14 protein-coding genes and 3 pseudogenes are annotated in these 18,171 nt (G+C 63.4%); 9 read left to right on the top strand and 8 right to left on the bottom strand.

Translation table 11 applies throughout. From position 1 onward, the window contains the following. Window positions 1–6: 6 nt before the first annotated feature. Complete coding sequence (gene alr / locus ACQVLG_RS28560) at window positions 7–1,098, bottom strand: alanine racemase (RefSeq protein ID WP_474292037.1); 1,092 nt, start codon at window positions 1,096–1,098, stop codon at window positions 7–9. A 245-nt stretch (window positions 1,099–1,343) separates the two neighbouring features. Here alr and lplT point away from each other — a divergent pair. Beyond that, window positions 1,344–2,609: pseudogene (lplT, locus tag ACQVLG_RS28565) on the top strand (lysophospholipid transporter LplT). A 125-nt stretch (window positions 2,610–2,734) separates the two neighbouring features. Here lplT and ACQVLG_RS28570 read toward each other — a convergent pair. The 4 genes and pseudogenes from ACQVLG_RS28570 to tsaB all read right to left on the bottom strand — a co-directional run bounded on the left by ACQVLG_RS28570 (window position 2,735) and on the right by tsaB (window position 5,747). Beyond that, a pseudogene (locus tag ACQVLG_RS28570) lies at window positions 2,735–3,783 on the bottom strand (DUF1853 family protein). Continuing rightward, window positions 3,668–4,537: a uracil-DNA glycosylase gene (locus ACQVLG_RS28575; protein ID WP_474292038.1), complete on the bottom strand. Its 870-nt coding sequence runs from the start codon at window positions 4,535–4,537 to the stop codon at window positions 3,668–3,670. Before ACQVLG_RS28575 ends, ACQVLG_RS28570 begins: the two are co-directional and overlap by 116 nt. Continuing rightward, window positions 4,534–5,025 carry a ribosomal protein S18-alanine N-acetyltransferase gene (gene rimI, locus ACQVLG_RS28580; RefSeq protein ID WP_474292039.1) on the bottom strand — a complete coding sequence of 164 codons (492 nt, stop codon included), beginning with the start codon at window positions 5,023–5,025 and terminating at the stop codon, window positions 4,534–4,536. The genes ACQVLG_RS28575 and rimI overlap by 4 nt, the downstream gene beginning before the upstream one ends. Continuing rightward, a complete protein-coding gene (gene tsaB / locus ACQVLG_RS28585; RefSeq protein WP_474292040.1) occupies window positions 5,022–5,747 on the bottom strand; it encodes a tRNA (adenosine(37)-N6)-threonylcarbamoyltransferase complex dimerization subunit type 1 TsaB in 726 nt (241 codons plus the stop codon). Before tsaB ends, rimI begins: the two co-directional genes overlap by 4 nt. A 261-nt stretch (window positions 5,748–6,008) precedes the next feature. Here tsaB and dapC point away from each other — a divergent pair, with 261 nt between their 5' ends. From dapC to ACQVLG_RS28620, 7 genes and pseudogenes are all read left to right on the top strand, one after another. Further along, window positions 6,009–7,238: a succinyldiaminopimelate transaminase gene (gene dapC / locus ACQVLG_RS28590; protein ID WP_474292041.1), complete on the top strand. Its 1,230-nt coding sequence runs from the start codon at window positions 6,009–6,011 to the stop codon at window positions 7,236–7,238. 17 nt (window positions 7,239–7,255) lie between these two features. Beyond that, window positions 7,256–8,083: a 2,3,4,5-tetrahydropyridine-2,6-dicarboxylate N-succinyltransferase gene (dapD, locus tag ACQVLG_RS28595; protein ID WP_070223998.1), complete on the top strand. Its 828-nt coding sequence runs from the start codon at window positions 7,256–7,258 to the stop codon at window positions 8,081–8,083. Window positions 8,084–8,205: 122 nt separating this feature from the next. Further along, window positions 8,206–9,753 carry an FAD-dependent oxidoreductase gene (locus tag ACQVLG_RS28600; protein ID WP_474292042.1) on the top strand — a complete coding sequence of 516 codons (1,548 nt, stop codon included), beginning with the start codon at window positions 8,206–8,208 and terminating at the stop codon, window positions 9,751–9,753. Between the two features lie 132 nt (window positions 9,754–9,885). Further along, a complete protein-coding gene (locus ACQVLG_RS28605) occupies window positions 9,886–10,242 on the top strand; it encodes an ArsC family reductase (RefSeq protein ID WP_474292043.1) in 357 nt (118 codons plus the stop codon). Window positions 10,243–10,290: 48 nt separating this feature from the next. Then, window positions 10,291–11,427, top strand: a complete 1,137-nt coding sequence (gene dapE, locus ACQVLG_RS28610) for a succinyl-diaminopimelate desuccinylase (RefSeq protein ID WP_230540465.1) — start codon at window positions 10,291–10,293, stop codon at window positions 11,425–11,427. Between the two features lie 56 nt (window positions 11,428–11,483). Beyond that, on the top strand, window positions 11,484–12,374 hold the full coding sequence (prmB, locus tag ACQVLG_RS28615) for a 50S ribosomal protein L3 N(5)-glutamine methyltransferase (protein ID WP_230540459.1): 891 nt from the start codon (window positions 11,484–11,486) through the stop codon (window positions 12,372–12,374). Window positions 12,375–12,478: 104 nt separating this feature from the next. Then, a pseudogene (locus tag ACQVLG_RS28620) lies at window positions 12,479–14,474 on the top strand (ATP-binding cassette domain-containing protein). Between the two features lie 42 nt (window positions 14,475–14,516). Here ACQVLG_RS28620 and ACQVLG_RS28625 read toward each other — a convergent pair. Continuing rightward, the gene (locus ACQVLG_RS28625; RefSeq protein ID WP_474292044.1) at window positions 14,517–14,999 is read right to left on the bottom strand and encodes a chemotaxis protein CheW; all 483 of its coding nucleotides are present in this window, start codon (window positions 14,997–14,999) and stop codon (window positions 14,517–14,519) included. Window positions 15,000–15,193: 194 nt separating this feature from the next. Between ACQVLG_RS28625 and arfB the strand changes: the two genes are divergently transcribed. After that, window positions 15,194–15,592 carry an alternative ribosome rescue aminoacyl-tRNA hydrolase ArfB gene (gene arfB, locus ACQVLG_RS28630; RefSeq protein ID WP_034749850.1) on the top strand — a complete coding sequence of 133 codons (399 nt, stop codon included), beginning with the start codon at window positions 15,194–15,196 and terminating at the stop codon, window positions 15,590–15,592. Here arfB and ACQVLG_RS28635 read toward each other — a convergent pair whose 3' ends face one another. Together ACQVLG_RS28635 and ACQVLG_RS28640 are read right to left on the bottom strand one after the other, a co-directional pair. After that, window positions 15,593–17,458, bottom strand: a complete 1,866-nt coding sequence (locus ACQVLG_RS28635) for a flagellar assembly protein A (RefSeq protein ID WP_474292045.1) — start codon at window positions 17,456–17,458, stop codon at window positions 15,593–15,595. A gap of 273 nt (window positions 17,459–17,731) precedes the next feature. Then, window positions 17,732–18,121, bottom strand: a complete 390-nt coding sequence (locus ACQVLG_RS28640; RefSeq protein ID WP_230540448.1) for a hypothetical protein — start codon at window positions 18,119–18,121, stop codon at window positions 17,732–17,734. Window positions 18,122–18,171: the final 50 nt, after the last annotated feature.

Here is an 18,171-nt window from a genome sequence, read left to right on the forward strand (position 1 = left end):
TCACTGTTATGCTTCGACCACGGGCACGCGCGGCGCCAGTGCGCACATCAGCTCGTAGCCGATGGTGCCGGCAGCCAGCGCCACCTCGTCGATCGGCATGCCCTGGCCCCACAAGGTGACGCTACTGCCGACCTTGGCGCCCGGCACGTGGGTCAAGTCCACCATCAGCATGTCCATCGAGACCCTGCCGATCAGCCCCGTGCGCACGCCGTCGACCAGCACGGGCGTGCCTTCGGGCGCGTGGCGCGGGTAGCCGTCCGCATAGCCGCAGGCCACCACGCCCACCTTGACATTGCCGGCCGCTTCATACCGGCTGCCGTAGCCCACCACCTCGCCGGCGGCGATATCCTGGATGCCGATGATGCTGCTGCGCAAGGTCATCGTGGGCAGCAAGCCGAATTCCTGCGCCGAGGTGCCGCCGGGAGCGCCGCTGGGCGTGCCGCCATACAGCATGATGCCGGGGCGCACCCAGTCGCTGTCGAGATGATGCATCAGCAGGCCGGCCGAATTGCACAGGCTGCGCGGCAAGCTTGTACCTATGCTGGCCGCCCCGGCCTCAAAACGCAGCATCTGCTGTTCCAAAGGCAAGCGCGTGGGACCCGCCTCGTCCGCATTGGCGAAATGCGTCATCAAGGTGATCGTGCCGATATGCGGCATGGCGCGCAGGCGCGCATAGGCACCGGCCACGGCAGCCGGCGTGAAACCCAGGCGGTTCATGCCCGTATTCATTTTCAGGTGCACGTCGATGGCGTGCGGCAAGCGCGCCGCTTCCAGCATGGCGATCTGTTCCTCGCAATGCACGCTGCCGTTCAAGCCATATTGCGCCATGACGGGCAAATCACTGGCATCGAAAAACCCTTCCAGCAGCAGGATGGGCTTGCTCCAGCCCAGTTCGCGCAAGCGCACGGCGTAATCGACCTCGACCAGCGCCAGACCGTCGGCCCCGGCAAAGCCCCGCATGGCCCGTTCCAGGCCGTGGCCGTAGGCGTTCGCCTTGACGACGGCCCATACCCTGGCGCCGCGGGCGCCGGCACGGGCGCGCGCCAGATTGTGTTGCATGGCATCGAGATGGATGGTGGCGAGAAGGGGCCTGGGCATATGCATCGTTCACGGCGGGTGGGAAAGCCGTATTTTACCGGATGCACAGTACGCGGACACGGCAGACGCCCAAGGTCGTATGCAGAGGACATCATTTATAAAATGCTCACATGTGATGTATTTTTCTACGGCAAAAAAATTAAGCTTCACTTAGGCAAGACTATGCAAGCAGCCCCGTCCAAACTTGGGGTTTGCCGTTTTTTCGTGGTATAAAGCAAGCCAGATATGATTTCAGGCATTCCAGAATGAATCGTGGTTTTTATACCATCATGGCGGCGCAGTTCTTTTCCTCGCTGGCAGATAACGCCCTCTTTTTTGTCGCCGTCGATTTATTGGTGTCCATGAAATCCCCGGCGTGGATCACGCCGCTGCTCAAATTGTCGTTCGTGTTGTTTTACGTGCTGTTGGCCGCTTTTGTCGGCGCCTTCGCGGATGCTTTGCCGAAGGGCAAGGTCATGTTCATCGCCAACATGGTCAAGATCTTCGGTTGTGCCCTCGTCTTCTTCCACGTGCATCCGCTGCTGGCCTACGCCGTCGTCGGTTTTGGCGCGGCCGTATATTCGCCCGCCAAATACGGCATCCTGACGGAACTGCTGCCGCCGGAAAAGCTCGTGGCGGCGAATGGCTGGATCGAAGGCTTGACCGTCAGCTCCATCATCCTCGGCACCGTGATGGGGGCGGCGCGCTCGTCAGCGGCCACGTGTCCGACATGCTGCTGTCCATCGACATCCCCCTGATCGACACGGGCATCACCAGCAAGACGGAAGCGGCCTTGTGCGTCGTGGTCGGCATCTATGCACTGGCAACCCTGGCCAACCTGAAAATTCCCGACACGGGCTGCGTATATCCGCACCAGGAACGCAATCCTATCAAACTGATTACCGATTTTGCCAATTGCTATTCCATCCTGTGGAAAGACAAGCTGGGCCAGATCACCCTGGCCGTGACGACGCTGTTCTGGGGCGCCGGCGCCACCTTGCAGCTGATCGTGCTGGAATGGGCCAAGCAATCGCTGAACATGCCGTTCGACAAGGCGACCAGCCTGGTGGGCGTGGTCGCCATCGGCGTGGCCGCCGGCGCCGTGCTGTCGGCGCGCTTCATTCCGCTGCGCAAATCGCTGACCGTCATTCCGCTCGGCATCGCCATGGGCGTGATCGTCATGATGATACGCGCAAGTGCATTCCGTGTGGATCGCCTATCCGCTGCTGATACTGATCGGCGCCCTGTCCGGCTTCTTCGTCGTGCCAATGAATGCCCTGCTGCAACATCGCGGCCACGTGCTGATGAGCGCAGGCCATTCCATCGCCGTGCAGAACTTCAACGAGAACCTGTCCATTCTGACCATGCTGGCCGTGTATTCGATCATGATCCGTCTGCACCTGCCGCTCAACATCATCATCACCCTGTTCGGCCTGTTCGTCGCCGGCACCATGTACGCCATCATGCGCAAGCACAAGCTGAACCAGGCTGAGCATGACAATCTGTCGCTGATTGGCGAGCAGAAGCACTAACCCCAAGCAAGGGCTGGGGTCAGACGGGGACGCCGAGTCCCGGCGGGGGAATGTATCCCAATGGGATGCATTCTGATCGCAAAGCGACTGACCCCGGATTTCATTTTGGGTTGAGAATTTCCGACCTACGCAGGCAGCGCGCCTGTCTGTCGTCGCCGCGCGGCAGCCTGCTGCGTCCAGTCATGGGGCACGACAAAACCGCGCGTGCGCTCCACTTCCCAGCCTTCGACAGTATCCACCATGGCCACCATCACCGGTTGCGCCAGATCAAACAACTGCGCCCGCAAGGCTTCCACGTCCAGCACTTCCACGTCGCGCCCCTTGAACGGCGCCAGCCATTGCAATCGCGGCAGCACGACATAGCGCTGCGCGGGGAGTTGCGCCGGCGCGCACCAGAAGCCGTGTCCATGATCCGGGGAAATACCGTCCAGGGCGGGCGTGGCGTCCGGTGCATAAAACAGCCAGCCCTTGACCAGCGCCTGCGCCGCGCGCACGGGCTGCGCCAGCAGGCTTTGCGCGGCCGGATGGCGGGACAAGGCTAGTTGCTTGTCGAGAATCTTGCGCATCTTCAAGCCCAGGGTGTCGGCCAGGTTGGGGCCGATCAAGTGGTTGAAGACGCCGGGATCGGGCGCCCCTTCCAGCAGGTAGAACTTGGTGGCAATTCCCAGTGCAACAATTCACTCTCGTCACGCAGCAGGAAATCGAACTCGCCCACCGTATCGTTGCGGTTCACTTGCACCTGCAAGCCATGCGCGGCCAGCAAGCCGTGTTGCTCAAAATAAAAGGCCAGCAGCTTTTCAGCATACAGGCCCAGGCGGGAATAAAATTTCGGCCCGAGCGCCGCATCGAGAGGCGACGGGTCATCCTGCAGCGCCCCCAGCCACGCCGCCACGGCGGGCGTGACGGCAGGCAAGCTGGCGATGCGCCCGCCCCAGTGGGCGCTGTCGGGATCGAGCAAGTCGGGCGAGTCGAGCAGCCAGGCCAGCGCACGCACGCGGGGGTGCGTCAGATGCCCCCAGCGCTGCTCGAAGCGGACCTGGAAGGTAGCGACGGCCGTATCAAGCACCGTGCGTGCTTTTCGCCAGGCACAGGTCGGCCCAGGCACGCGCCTTGGCCTTGCCCGTCCCGTCCTGCAACAGTTGCTCTGGGTGGAAGGTGGCCACGACGGAGGCATTGCCCAGCTGGCGCACCGTGCCCCGCACGGGCTTTTCGCCGGGATTGATGCCGGCGGCGGCCATGGAACCGAGCGTCAAAATAGTGCGCGGCTGCAACAGGGCCAGTTCGCGCTCGAAATACGGGCGGCAGGCGGCGGACTCGGCTTCTGTCGGCAAGCGTTCCTGGCCAGCCTCGTCGAGCGGACGGCATTTCAGCAAGTGGCTAATATACACATCGCTGCCCACATCGATGGCGATGGCTTTCAGCATATTGTCGAGCAATTTGCCCTGCTCGCCCGGCAAGGCGCGCCCTTCGCGCTCTTCCAGCCGGGACGGGCTGCTGGCCAGCATCAGCCAATCGCCCTGGCGGTCGCCACGGCCCATGACGACGCCCTTGCGCGTCTTGCACAAGTCGCAGCGCGCACATTTGGCGACGGCGGCCGTCAAGCCATCCCAGTCGAGGGCGGCGATATCGGCATCGCTGAGCTGTCTGGCGGGCGGCGGCGGCGGGGGCGCATCGTCGAACCAGGCCGTATCATCAGGCGCGGCGGCGGGAACTGGCGTAGCGGCGACAGCGGCGGGCGCTTCGGCTTGCACCTCGGCGACCGACTCAATCACGGCTACAACGGCTTCGACCACAGGCGGGGCCAAGACGACTTCCGTCTCCACGGCGGCCTCGACGACAATATCAACGACCTCGGGCGCGGCGCCCTGGCGCAGGCGCCACAACGGCCCCACGCCCATTTCATCGAGGAAAACGGCGCTGCGGCTCATAAGGTATAACGCATCACGATGGCGTCCTCACGTTGCGAATTGGCGGCCGGATAGTATCCCTTACGCCGGCCGATCTGTGCAAATCCATAGCGCTGGTAAATATCGAGCGCGCGCGTATTCGACGGGCGCACTTCCAGCAGCATCGATTCCATGCCCAGCTGGCGCGCGCAGGCGCAGGACTGGTTCAGCAGGAAGCGGCCCAGGCCCTGGCCCTGGATGGCGCCCTCGACGGCCACGTTCAGCAAATGCGCCTCATCGACGACCAGCATCAGCAAAAAGTAGCCGAGCAAGGTGCCATCCACGTCGCGCAGCACCCAGGCCGGGTAGCCGCTCTGGAGGGAGTCGACGAAGTTGCCGTGCGTCCAGGGATGCGGATACACGCGCTGCTCCAGCGCCAGCACCTCGGTCAAGTCCGCTTCGCCCATCGGCTGATAGTCGAGGCGCAGCAAGTCCCAGCCGGCAGCATTGTCCTGGCCCGCCACGCTCATTGCGCGGACTCCGCAGCGGCCTTGGCCTGTTGCATCTCTTGCCGTTCCGCACTGGTAAAGGCGATCTTGTTGCGCAAATACAAAGGCTGCGCCTCGGCCGCCGTCACGCACTGGCCGGCCGCAAACGCGATGCGCGCCAGCTGCGCCACCTGCACGGCGTGCGGCATGATGGCGGCGTCGGCCGTGGCGGCGCACGGCAGCGCAGCCAATGCGTCGGCATAGGCGCTAAAACCGTTGCCGCAACCGGCGACGTCGCCTTGCGGCGCCACGCCGGCCGGCGCGCTCAGGGCCGGCGGCAAGACGGCCTGCAAGCCATCTTGATAGTCATATTGCGCCCAGTACACTTCGCCCATGCGGGCGTCGAGCACGGTCACGATGTGTTGCGCGCCATGCTGCTGGTGGCAGGCGAGCGCCATGGCGTCGAGGGTCACGACGGGCACGACGGGCAGGCTGGCGCCATACGCCAGGCCCTGGGCGATGCCGCAAGCCGTGCGCACGCCCGTAAACGAGCCGGGGCCGGAGCCGTAGGCGATGGCGTCGACGTCGGCCAGGGTCACGCCCGCTTCGGCCAGCAATTCCTGCACCATCGGCAAGATCGACTGGGAATGGGTGCGCACGCCCGACGAGGCGCGGGACAGGACGACATCGCCGCGCAACAAGGCGCAGGAGGCGAGTTCGGACGACGTTTCAATAGCAAGCAAGGTGGGAAGTAAGATAGGCATGCCGTATTTTACCTTGCCGCGCCATGGCGCGGCACTCCCCGCTGCGGCATGGCGTGGCAAGCCGGGCAGCGATCAGGCCGGTGCAGCTTGAGACGGCTTGCACAGCGGCCCCGCGAGGACGGCTATAATGAACGACGCAGCCTATTATTTGACCGGCATCAAGTCTGCCGCGCCAAGCAATCGTTCAGCCATGACTAAGCAACACTACCAAGCCACATCGCTCAGCAACATCGTCTTTCCACTCTTGCCCTGGTCCGTTCCGTGAATCCACTTCTTGCTAAACTGCAACCATATCCATTCGAAAAGCTGCGCCAGCTGTTTGCCGGCGTGACCGTCAATCCCGAGTACACGCCCATCAGCCTGGGCATGGGCGAACCGAAGCACCCGACGCCGGCCTTCATCGAGCAGGCGCTGGTCGACAATATCCACGGCCTGGCCAGCTATCCGACCACCATCGGCTCGGAAGCCTTGCGCGGTGCGATTGCCGGCTGGCTCGAACGCCGCTACGGCATCCCCAAGCTCAATCCTGCCACGCAAATCCTGCCCGTGAACGGTTCGCGCGAAGCGCTGTTTGCGCTGGCGCAAACGGTGATCGATCCGTCGGCCGGTTCGCTCGTGATCAGCCCGAATCCGTTTTACCAGATCTATGAAGGCGCGGCCTACCTGGCAGGCGCCGAACCGTATTTCGTCAATTCCGACCCCACGCGCAATTTCGGCTGCGACTACGACAGCGTGCCCGCCTCTGTCTGGGAAAAAGTGAAACTGCTGTTCCTGTGTTCACCGGGCAACCCGACGGGCGCCGTGCTCACCCTGACGGACTGGGAACACCTGTTCGCCCTGTCCGAGCGCTATGATTTCGTCATCGCCGCCGACGAGTGCTACTCCGAGATCTACCACGGCGACACGCCGCCGCTGGGCGCGCTGCAGGCGGCGCACATGCTGGGCCTGTCCACGATCGAGCGCCCGTATGCGCGCCTGGTGGTGTTTTCCAGCCTGTCGAAGCGCTCGAACGTGCCGGGCATGCGCTCGGGCTTCGTTGCCGGCGATGCCGAAGTGCTGAAAAAATTCCTGCTATACCGAACCTACCACGGCGGCGCCATGAGCCCCGCCGTGCAGGCGGCCTCCGTCGCGGCCTGGAACGACGAAACCCATGTCGAGGAAAATCGCGCCAAGTACCGCGCCAAGTTCGACGCCATCACGCCGCTGCTGCAGGCGGTGATGGACGTGCAATTGCCGGACGCCGGCTTCTACCTGTGGGCCGACGTCAGCCGCACGGGACTGTCCGACACCGAATTCGCGCAACGCCTGTACGCCGAATATAATGTCACGGTATTGCCTGGCAGCTACCTGGCGCGCGACGCGCACGGCATCAATCCGGGCCGCAACCGCATCCGCATGGCCCTGGTGGCCGAAACGGCCGAAGGGCTGGAAGCAGCGTTGCGCATAGTAAAATTCTGCCAGCAGCTTTCCGCATCCGCATCAACCAACTAAATGAATAAGACATCATCATGAGCCAACAACTGCAAACCATCATCGACCAGGCCTGGGAAAACCGCGCCGAGATCAATCCGCGCAACGGCACGGCCGAACTGCGCGACGCCGTCTCCCACGTCATCAATGGCCTGGACAACGGCAGCATCCGCGTGGCCGAAAAAACCTCGGGCGACTGGGTCGTCAACCAGTGGGTCAAGAAAGCCGTGCTGCTGTCGTTCCGCCTGGAAGACAACGTCGTCCTGCCATCCGACGGCACGATGCAGTTCTACGACAAGGTGCCGACCAAGTTCGCCAACTACACGGCCGAAGACTTCGCCAAGGGCGGTTTCCGCGTGGTGCCGCCAGCCGTTGCCCGCCGCGGCAGCTTCATCGCCAAGAACGTCGTGCTGATGCCGTCCTACGTCAACATCGGCGCCTACGTCGATGAAGGCGCCATGGTCGACACCTGGGCCACCGTCGGTTCCTGCGCGCAAATCGGCAAGAACGTCCACCTGTCCGGCGGCGTCGGCATCGGCGGCGTGCTGGAACCGATGCAAGCGAACCCGACCATCATCGAAGACAATTGCTTCATCGGCGCCCGTTCGGAAATCGTCGAAGGCGTGATCGTCGAAGAAAACTCTGTCATCTCGATGGGCGTGTACATCGGCCAGTCGACCAAGATCTACGACCGCGCCACGGGCGAAGTGACGTATGGCCGCGTGCCGGCCGGCTCCGTCGTGGTGTCGGGCAACCTGCCTTCGGAAGACGGCAAGTACTCGCTGTACTGCGCCGTGATCGTCAAGCGCGTGGATGCGAAAACCCGCGCGAAAACGGGCATCAACGAGTTGCTGCGCGGTATTTAATTAATGCGCCACAAGGCGCACGCAGCACCCTGAATGTCCCGCCCCGGCGGGACATTTTCATTTCCTACCAGCAACTTCAATCGTCCCGCTGTCCTGTTCCATCCTGTCCTATACTGGATGGCATGAATACTCCTCCCGTCCTGATCGTCGGCGCCGGTCCTACCGGCCTCATGCTTGCCTTGCGCCTGGCGCGCCATGGCGTCGATTGCCGCATCATCGACAAGAATAGCGGTCCGGGCCAGGCGTCGCGGGCCATGGCCGTGCATGCGCGCACCCTGGAGTTTTACCAGCAGCTGGGCTTTGCCGACGAGCTGGTCAGCCTGGGCATCAAGATCAATGCCATGCACATCCACGAGGGCGGCGAGGAACTCGTGAAACTGGCGCTGGGCGAGATCGGCGAGGGACTGAGCCCCTACCCTTTCGTGCTGAGCCTGCCCCAGGACGAGCATGAACGCTTTCTTATCAGCAAGCTGGCGGCGGCCGGCGTGCACGTGGAATGGAACGTCACGCTGGACCTGTGGACGCAAGACGATAGCGAAGTGCAAGCCATCCTGCTCCACAATGGCGAACGTCAATATTGCACGTTTGACTACATCTGCGGCTGCGACGGCGCCCGCAGCAAGGTACGCGAGATCGCCGGCTTCGAGTTTTCCGGCGGCACCTATGACCACCTGTACTACGTGGCCGATGCGCAAGTGGCGGGCAAGAATACGGATTTGCACGCCCACCTGGGCGCGAACTCTTTTGCACTGATGTTGCCCGTGCGCACCAGCGGCATGCAGCGCTTGATCGGCATCCTGCCCGACCGCCCCGACGGCGCGCCCGCGCCCGCCTTCGACGACGTGCGCGGCGACGTGGAAACTCTGCTGGGCATCCACGTCGAGCACGTGAACTGGTTTTCCACCTATAAAGTGCATCACCGCGTGGCGGCGCAGTTCCGCGCGCGGCGCTGCTTCATCCTCGGCGACGCGGCCCATTTGCACAGCCCCGTGGGCGGCCAGGGCATGAACACGGGCCTGGGCGACGCCGTCAACCTGGCGTGGAAACTGGCGCAAAAACTACACGGACAAAGCAACGACGCCCTGCTCGACACCTATGAAAGCGAGCGCATCGTGTTTGCCCGCAAGCTCGTCGCCACCACCGACCACGCCTTCCAGGCCATCGTCGCGCAAGGCATGGCCGGGCAATTCCTGCGCCGGTGGCTGGTGCCGCACGCGCTGCCCTTCTTGTCCGGCTTCGAGCGGGCGCGCCGCTTGCTGTTCAAGACGGTGTCGCAAATCGAGATCAGCTATGAAGACAGCGCCCTCTCCGCCGGCCATGCGCAATACCTGCGCGGCGGCGACCGCCTGCCGTGGTTTTCGGACGGCACGCAAGACAACTTCACGGCCCTGCGCAGCATGGATTGGCAATTGCACATCTATGGCGAGCCGGCGCCCGAACTGCTCGACGAAGCGCGCGTGCTGAAACTGCCCGTGCATTGCTACACCTACAACGTGGCCGCCAAGCTGGCCGGCCTGGGCCGCGACGCGGCCTACCTGGTGCGCCCCGACGGCCACATCGCGCTGGCCCTGCACCTGCAGGAAAGCGGCGCCCTGCGCGCCCTGGCCTTGCGACTGGGCCTGCATTTTGGTCCGCAAGAGATGGGCAAGACGGCGCCCCGGCCTGTGTAAGGGAATCACGGGGCCGTGTTGCACTGCCGCATCGACTGCGCATCGACTGTATAATGTCGGCTACCATCGCATTTTGTCCTGGCGCAAGCGCCGCGATCAAGCGAACCGCATTCATTCCCCTTAGCCCTACCCATGACGACCATTACACTCTACGGTATCCCAAATTGCGATACCGTCAAAAAGGCCCGCACCTGGCTGGCCGCGCAGCAACTCGATTTCACCTTCCACGACTTCAAGAAACAGGGCCTGGAACGCGCCACCGTCGAGGCGTGGCTGCAGCAATTGCCGTGGGATGTGCTGGTCAACAAGAAAGGCACGACCTGGCGCGCCCTGTCCGACGAGCGCAAGGCGTCCACCGTCGATGCGGCCAGTGCCCTGGACCTGATGCTGGAAAACCCGTCCATCATCAAGCGCCCCGTGCTGGACAAGGATGGCCAGTTCAGCGTGGCGTTTTCGGATGCGCAGTACCAGACCCTTTTCTCGCTGTAACCATACTTAGTTGACCACCGGAACGATGTTGCCGGCACGACCTTACCCATGACCACCTCCAAAACCCTCGCCCTGACCGAAAAACTGATCGCCCTGTCCTCGGTCACGCCCGACGACAAGGGCTGCCAGCAGCACCTGATCGACCTCCTCACGCCGCTGGGCTTTGTCTGCGAGACGATCCAGTCGAACGACGTCACCAACCTGTGGGCACGCCGTGGCACCACCTCGCCCGTATTCGTCTTTGCCGGCCATACGGACGTCGTGCCCACCGGCCCCGTCGAGCAATGGCGCTCGGAACCGTTCATTCCCACGCACCGCGACGGCAAGCTGTACGGCCGTGGCGCGGCCGACATGAAGACCTCGATTGCCGCCATGGTTGTTGCTTGCGAGGAATTTATTGCGGCCACGCCCGACCACTCGGGCTCGATCGCCTTTTTGATCACCAGCGACGAGGAAGGCCCGGCCACGGACGGCACCGTCATCGTGTGCGAGCAACTGAAGGCACGCGGCGAGCAGATCGACTATTGCCTCGTGGGCGAGCCGACCTCGAGCGCGCAGCTGGGCGACATGATCAAGAACGGCCGCCGCGGTTCGCTGTCGGGCCGGCTGACGATCAAGGGCGTGCAAGGCCATATCGCCTACCCGCACCTGGCGAAAAACCCGATCCACGAGGCGGCGCAGGCGCTGGCCGACCTGGTCGAAGAGAAATGGGACGCGGGCAACGAGTATTACCTGCCGACCTCGTGGCAAATGTCCAACATCAACGCGGGCACAGGCGCCAACAACGTGATACCGGGCGACATGGTGATCGACTTCAACTTCCGCTTTTCCACGGCCAGCACGGCGGAAAACCTGCAGGAACGGGTGCACGCCATCCTCGACAAGCATGACTTGCAATACGATTTGCAGTGGACCCTGAGCGGCCTGCCCTTCCTCACGCCGCGCGGCACGCTCTCCGATGCGCTGTCTGCCGCCATCCTGGAAGAAACGGGCCTCACGACGGAGCTGTCGACCACGGGCGGCACCTCGGATGGCCGGTTTATCGCGCAAATCTGCCCCCAAGTGATAGAATTCGGGCCGCCCAATGCCAGTATTCACAAGATCGACGAGCACATCGAACTGCGCCACATCGATCCCCTGAAGAATATTTACCGGCGCACGCTGGAGCATTTGCTGCCCGTCTGAACCAGAATACCGAGGCCCGTCACGGCGGGCCAGAACACCGTCTTTTCGAGAATGCCATGACCCCGAACCCGTTTTCCACGCCACGCGACCTGCTGCGCTACGCCGTTACCCGTTTTAACACCGCCAAGCTGTTTTTCGGCCACGGCAGCGCCGAAGCGTTCGACGAAGCGGCCTATCTGATCCTGCACACGTTGAAGTTGCCGCTCGACAAGCTCGAACCGTTTCTCGACGCCAAATTGCTGCCGTCGGAAGTGGCCAGCGTCATGGCGGTCATCGACCGCCGCAGCATCGACCGCGTGCCGGCCGCCTACATCACCAAGGAAGGCTGGCTGGGCACGTATAACTTCTACGTGGACGAGCGCGTGATCGTGCCCCGCTCCTTCATCGCCGAGCTGATCCCTGAATACTTCTCACCATGGGTGGCGGAACCGGAAGCCGTGGAAAACATCCTGGAACTGTGCACCGGCTCGGGCTGCCTGTCGATCATGATGGCCGACGCCTTCCCGAACGCCAGCGTCGACGCCGTGGACATTTCCGCCGACGCCCTGGCCGTGGCCAAGCGCAACGTCGACACGTACAAATTGCAGGACCGCGTGAACCTGATCGAATCGGACCTGTACACGAACGTGCCGGCCAAGAAATATGATTTGATCATCAGCAACCCGCCGTACGTGAATTCCGCGTCGATGGGCGCCCTGCCCCAGGAATACCTGGCCGAACCGCAAATCGCCCTCGACGGCGGCAGCGACGGCATGGACCTGGTGCGCAAGATCATCGCCGGCGCGGCCGAGCGCCTGACGGATGACGGCATCCTGATGATTGAAATCGGCAACGAACGCGAATACGCGGAAGCGGCCTTCGGCGAACTGGGCCTGACCTGGCTGACGACGAGCGCCGGCGATGACATGGTGTTCCTGCTGACGGCCGAGCAGTTGAAGCTGGTTTAATTGACAAACGCACGACCTCACTCAACCCAACAGCAAATGCCGGGGTCGTACCCTCAGGGTACGACCCCAGGTTTCCGCCTCTGGGTTAAAACACAAAGAAAAAAATGATACGTTTCCTACAAGTAAGCCTGATGCGCGGCATCAAACCGTTGCTCGAACAAGTCGATGTCACCCTCAATCCGGGCGACAAGATCGGCCTGATCGGCGCCAATGGCGCGGGCAAATCGAGCCTGTTCGCCATGATGCGCGGCGAACTGCACCCTGACCAGGGCGAGATCGATTTCCCGGCCAAGTGGCGTGTGGCTTACGTGGCGCAGGAAACCCCGCCGCTGGACCGTGCCGCGCTCGACTACGCCATCGACGGCGACGTGACCCTGCGCAAGCTGGAAGCGAACTGGCGCGCCTGGAATCGGAACCGGCCACGTCGGAAAACGGCATCGCCATCGGCGAGATCTACAGCGCACTGGCCGATGCGGACGCCTACACCGTGCAGTCGCGCGGCGAGCAATTGCTGCTGGGCCTGGGCTTTACCCTGGACCAGATGCAGCAGCCTGTCGCCAGCTTCTCCGGCGGCTGGCGCATGCGTCTGAACCTGGCGCAAGCGCTGATGTGCCCGTCCGACCTGCTGCTGCTCGATGAACCGACCAACCATTTGGACCTGGACGCCATCATCTGGCTGGAAGACTGGCTGAAGCGCTACGCCGGCACCTTGCTGATCATTTCCCATGACCGCGACTTCCTCGATGAAGTGGTCAACGTGGTCGTGCATATCGACGAGCGCAAGCTGAAGCGCTACTCGGGCAACTATTCGAGCTTCGAGCGCCAGCGCGCGGCGCAGATGATCCTGGCCGCCGGCGCGCTGGAAAAGCAGCAGCGCAAGCGTGCCCATCTGGAATCGTTCGTGAACCGCTTCAAGGCGCAAGCGTCCAAAGCCCGCCAGGCGCAAAGCCGCATGAAGGCGCTGGCAAAGATGGAAGAACTGGCGCCGCTGCGCGCCGCCGCCGAATTCTCGTTCGAGTTCCGCGAGCCGCTGTCGGCCCCGAACCCGCTGCTGGTGATGGAAGACGTCGACGCGGGCTACAAGATCGAAAACGAGGCGACGGGCGAGATCACGCACAAGACCATCGTCAACGGCATCAAGTTTTCGCTGCAGATCGGCCAGCGCATCGGCCTGCTGGGCCAGAACGGCGCCGGCAAATCGACCCTGATCAAGACCATCGCGGGCGAACTGATGCCTTTGACGGGCGACGCCACCATGGGCAAGGGCCTCAACATCGGCTACTTCGCCCAGCACCAGGTGGAAATGCTGCGCCACGACGAATCGCCGCTGTGGCATCTGGCCAAGATCGCGCCGACCGTGCGCGAGCAGGAACTGCGCAACTTCCTCTCGGCGGCTTCAACTTCCCCGGCAACATGGTCACCGCGTCCATCGCCCCGTTCTCGGGCGGCGAAAAAGCCCGCCTGGCGCTGGCCCTGATCGTCTGGCAGCGTCCGAATTTGCTGCTGCTCGATGAACCGACCAACCATCTGGATCTGGAAACGCGCGAAGCGCTGACGGAAGCGCTGGCGCAGTTCGAAGGCACCCTGGTCGTCGTGTCCCATGATCGCCATTTGCTGCGCGCCACCACGGACGAATTCATCATCGTGGCCGACGGCAAGCTGCAGCCGTTCGACGGCGACCTGGACGACTACAAGGATTGGCTGTTCAAGACCAAGCTGGGTAAAGGTACCGATGTGCTGCCGGCCGCCGGCAAGGCCAACAAGACCGATTTCCCCGTAACGTCATCCGTCCCTGCGCCGGCCGCCGCCCCTGCCGCGCCCGTGCGCGACAAGCGCAAGGAAGCGGAAGAGCGCCAGAAAACGGCCGCCCTGCGCAAGCCGATCGAAAACAAGATCAAGCGCCAGGAAGAGCAGATCGCCAAGCGCAATGCGCAAAAAGCGGAAACCGACGCCAAGCTGGGCGAGCCAACCATCTACGACGCGGCCAACAAGGCCAAGCTGAAACAGTTGCTGGCCGACCAGACCTTCTTCACCAAGGACCTGGCGCAGCTGGAAGCGGAATGGCTCGATTTGCAGGATCAGCTGGAGAAACTCGGCTAATTCTGCGCTGATAGAAGACGACCTCCGGGTCGTCTTTTTTTTTCAGGCTGCCTGCATGGGGCTGGGGCTGCGGATCGCCATCAGGCGGTCGATGTCGACGAGGATCAATCTGCGTCCCGCCACCGTGCCCAGGCCCAGCAGGTAATCGGCTTCCGTCTCGCCCAAACCGGGCACGGCGGCGATGTCGGCGGGCGCCAGGCTGACGATGTCGGTGACGCCGTCGACCACCATGCCCATCACGCCATTGCTCAGCTGCAAGATGATCACGTCGGTGGCGGGGTCGGGCGCGCCGTGGGTGCTGCCGAACGCGGCGCGCATGTCGACGATGGGAATGATCACGCCGCGCGAGACGGCCACGCTTTGCAGCACTTCCCCTTCCGAGGAAAAGCGGTCAAGTTCCTTCAGCGGGCGCAATTCCCGCACGCAGCGATAATCGAGGCCGTATTCCAGGCCGCCCAGCCGGAAGCTCAGGTACTGCGTCAGGTATTGGGCCGATGCGGCGCCAGGCGTGGTCGTGGGCTGCATGGTGTTCCTTTCATCCGGTAAGCGCTGCCAGATGCGCAGTGGCGCAACGTTGGCCCCATGCTAACCAGCATCGCCGCCGCCAGCGTTGAGAAACATCAACTTTCCAGGAAGACAGCACCGTGTGCGGCCACGGCCTTGCGCCGGCGCAGCCATCTTCCCTTACAATAGCCCCATCGTTTCCCCACAGGCAGGCCATGCAACACCTCGTCAATCCCGCTGAAGTTGAATTTTCCGCCATCCGCGCCCAAGGGCCGGGCGGGCAGAATGTCAACAAGGTGTCCAGCGCCATCCATCTGCGCTTCCCCATTGCCGCCTCGTCGCTGCCGGAAGCGTACAAGGAGCGCCTGCTGGCCCTGCGCGACAGCCGCATCAGCAAGGATGGCGTGCTGGTGCTCAAGGCGCAGCAGTCGCGCAGCCAGGAACAGAACAAGGAAGAAGCCTTGCGGCGCCTGCAGGAAATCATCGACAGCGTGACCTTCCTGCCCGCCGTGCGCCGTGCTACCAAGCCCACGCGCAGCTCGCAGCGGCGCCGCCTCGACAGCAAGAGCACGCACAGCGTCTTGAAACAGTCGCGCGGAAAAGTGACGGATTAACTACGGCGGCGGCTGGTACGTCCAGTCCAGGCTGCCTGTGCTGTCCGCAAACACGGCTTGCGTCACCGGCGTGGCGCTGCGCAACAGCGCCTTGATCTCTTTCGGCGGCCGGTCGTACACCTTGGCCTGCCCGGGCGGCACGACCAGGGCGCGCACCGTCGTTTCGCCATCGACCAGGCCCAGGGTGCAGCGCGACTGGCCAGCCGTCGCCTGCCGCTCCTGGCGCAGCTGCGCCACCAGCGCCAGCATCTGCGCGTGCAGGATTTCCGACTGTTTGACTTCCAGCCGCAGCCGCGCCACTTCCTTCAGGACGGGGGCGATGCGCGCGGCCAGCTTGTCGTACTGCAACTGTTGCGCCGGCTGCAGCTGCAATTCGCCGCGCCGCAGCTGGCCCGCCAGGGCCAGGTAATTGCGCACCTCGAGCAATTGCGCGATGGCATCGATTTCCTGCTGGCGCTTGTGCTGCAACTGCTGGTATTGCGCCGCCTTCGCCAGGCTTTCCGCGATTCTCTGCTCCAGGACGCTCAAATCGGGCACCAGCGGGAACAGCAGCATCTCCACCTGCCTGCGCGGACCGGCGCTGCCGATGCGGATGATGCGCGCCGCCACGGCGCAGCCTTCAGCCAGTTCGATGACAACCTCGTCGGCGATGATTTCGCAATTGCTGCTGGCGCTGTCGATCACCACGCGCGTGCCGGCGATGACGCAGCTTTCGGCACGCTTCACGTGGACTTCGCCGCTGAGCGCCTGCAGCACGGAACCGGAAGCGACGCCCTCGACGCGCACGTCGCCGTGCTCATTGAAGGCCGTGCCGCCCACCAGGTTGCGCTGCAACAAGATCAGCCCGCCGTGCGAGTGCAAATGCCCATACACGTCGCCATGGATGGTGATGTCGCTGCCGTCAAGCTGGCGCTGCTCCTGCACGTCGCCATACTCCTCGTAGGCGGCGCGCAGCTTCAGATTGCCCGTGGTGCGGCTGCTGACGCCTTCGCGGCTGACGATCTTGTTCTCGATGGAAATCTTGCCGCCCTCATCGACATTCACGTAACCAGCCTGGGTGGCCACGACGAAGTCGCCATCGCTGAAATGCTCGACGGCCGTGCCGGCGCCGGCCACCGTAGCCAGGTCCAGCTCCAGCGGCGCGGGCGGCGGCAGCAGCTTGCCGGCCAGGTCGTCGTAGCCGGGCAAGCCGGGCGCGCCTGGCAGCAGACGCAGCAGGCGCGCGTGTTTCTTGACTTGAGGAAAGCGGTTCTTGAAGCTGAGCAAATCCAGCCGGCCATCGGAGCGTTCGCGCGGCGCATCGTCGCGGTGGATGCCTTGCGACACTTCGGCCAGCCGGGCATCGCGCCCCGGCTGCGGCGGCAGCGCCCGCGCCACCGTGATGCGCTCTGCCTTGCCGCTGCCGAGAATGGCGCGCACGGCCACGCCATCGATGCCGTAGTGCACGCCCTTGCACCACAGGTCAGCCACCAGCTCGTCGAATTCGCGGCGCGCCGGCACCTGGCCATCCGCATCGGCAGGCAAGGCTTCAAAGTAAAACTCGGCGCTGTCGCCGCGGATCTTGACCTGTTTATATAACGCGCGGCGCTGGGGCGGGAATGGCGCCACGCGCACGGCGATGCGCAGCAAGGCGTCGCCCTTGGGCGCGGCGCGGGGCGCGGGGGCATGGAACAGGGTCAGCAGGAACAAACCGTAGTCGAGGCCGGCCAGCAACTGCCCGGACTGAAATAGTTGCTCGACGGCATTGCGCAACTGCGCCGGCGCCAGCGACAGGTCCAAAAACACGCCCTCGTCGCGCTGGACGATGCCGCGCGGCAGGCCGGCAACAGGGACCGCATCAGGAACGGGCACGTCGTCGTCACTCACCACTCGCCTCCCCCGGCAACACATTCAGAGAATTGTCTCAGTGCACTAGAACAATATCACGGGGCGTGACGGTGTGCCGGATTAGCATAATCCTGGCGCAACAAACAGGGAGGGGAATGAAAAATGGAGATAGATGTTTCAGGTAAAGTCACGACATCTGGCAAGACCGTAGCGAGCGGAAGTGAATTGTGGCCGAGAAGCGGAACTGTACTTTAGTACAGTGAGCATCGCAGGCCACAAGTCGCGACGCGCAGTAGGTATTGCCGGATGTCATCAACGGCGCGGGGGATTCGAGTAAATATCCTGCCCCACTTCGTTGATCTGGCGGCGCAGGTCGCGCCGTTCGTCGGGCGTCATGCGGCCCGTGCGGCGCGACGCGTCGGCGCCTTCGCTGGCGCGGCGCTGCTCTTCGGCGCGCGTGTCGAAACTGCGTGCGTCACGCTGTTCGCGCAGTCGCGTATCATTGCTGTTGCTGCGCTGTACCTGCTCATACCGCTGGGCCTGCATTTGCTGCTGGTCGTCACGGCGTGGCGGCGGCTGGTTTTGCGCTGACGCCAGGCTGGCGGCGAACACGGAGCAAACGGCAAAGGCGGACAGCACAGCCGTACGTGCGGCGATAGCTGCGCTGGGAGCGGCGTGAATTTTTTTAGTAAAGATATTCATTGAGTTCCTCTTCCGCAATGCCGTATAAACTTAAAGCTGATTTCCACTGT

This window comes from Janthinobacterium sp. TPC_1 (assembly GCF_056037845.1).

Bases quoted from the DNA above. Each gene is read 5' to 3' on its own strand.
- ACQVLG_RS28605 (WP_474292043.1), top strand. From the start codon at position 9,886: ATGACGACCATTACACTCTACGGTATCCCAAATTGCGATACCGTCAAA.
- dapD (WP_070223998.1), top strand. From the start codon at position 7,256: ATGAGCCAACAACTGCAAACCATCATCGACCAGGCCTGGGAAAACCGC.
- prmB (WP_230540459.1), top strand. From the start codon at position 11,484: ATGACCCCGAACCCGTTTTCCACGCCACGCGACCTGCTGCGCTACGCC.
- ACQVLG_RS28575 (WP_474292038.1), bottom strand. From the start codon at position 4,537: ATGAGCCGCAGCGCCGTTTTCCTCGATGAAATGGGCGTGGGGCCGTTG.
- alr (WP_474292037.1), bottom strand. From the start codon at position 1,098: ATGCCCAGGCCCCTTCTCGCCACCATCCATCTCGATGCCATGCAACAC.
- arfB (WP_034749850.1), top strand. From the start codon at position 15,194: ATGCAACACCTCGTCAATCCCGCTGAAGTTGAATTTTCCGCCATCCGC.
- tsaB (WP_474292040.1), bottom strand. From the start codon at position 5,747: ATGCCTATCTTACTTCCCACCTTGCTTGCTATTGAAACGTCGTCCGAA.
- ACQVLG_RS28640 (WP_230540448.1), bottom strand. From the start codon at position 18,121: ATGAATATCTTTACTAAAAAAATTCACGCCGCTCCCAGCGCAGCTATC.
- ACQVLG_RS28600 (WP_474292042.1), top strand. From the start codon at position 8,206: ATGAATACTCCTCCCGTCCTGATCGTCGGCGCCGGTCCTACCGGCCTC.
- rimI (WP_474292039.1), bottom strand. From the start codon at position 5,025: ATGAGCGTGGCGGGCCAGGACAATGCTGCCGGCTGGGACTTGCTGCGC.
- ACQVLG_RS28625 (WP_474292044.1), bottom strand. From the start codon at position 14,999: ATGCAGCCCACGACCACGCCTGGCGCCGCATCGGCCCAATACCTGACG.
- dapE (WP_230540465.1), top strand. From the start codon at position 10,291: ATGACCACCTCCAAAACCCTCGCCCTGACCGAAAAACTGATCGCCCTG.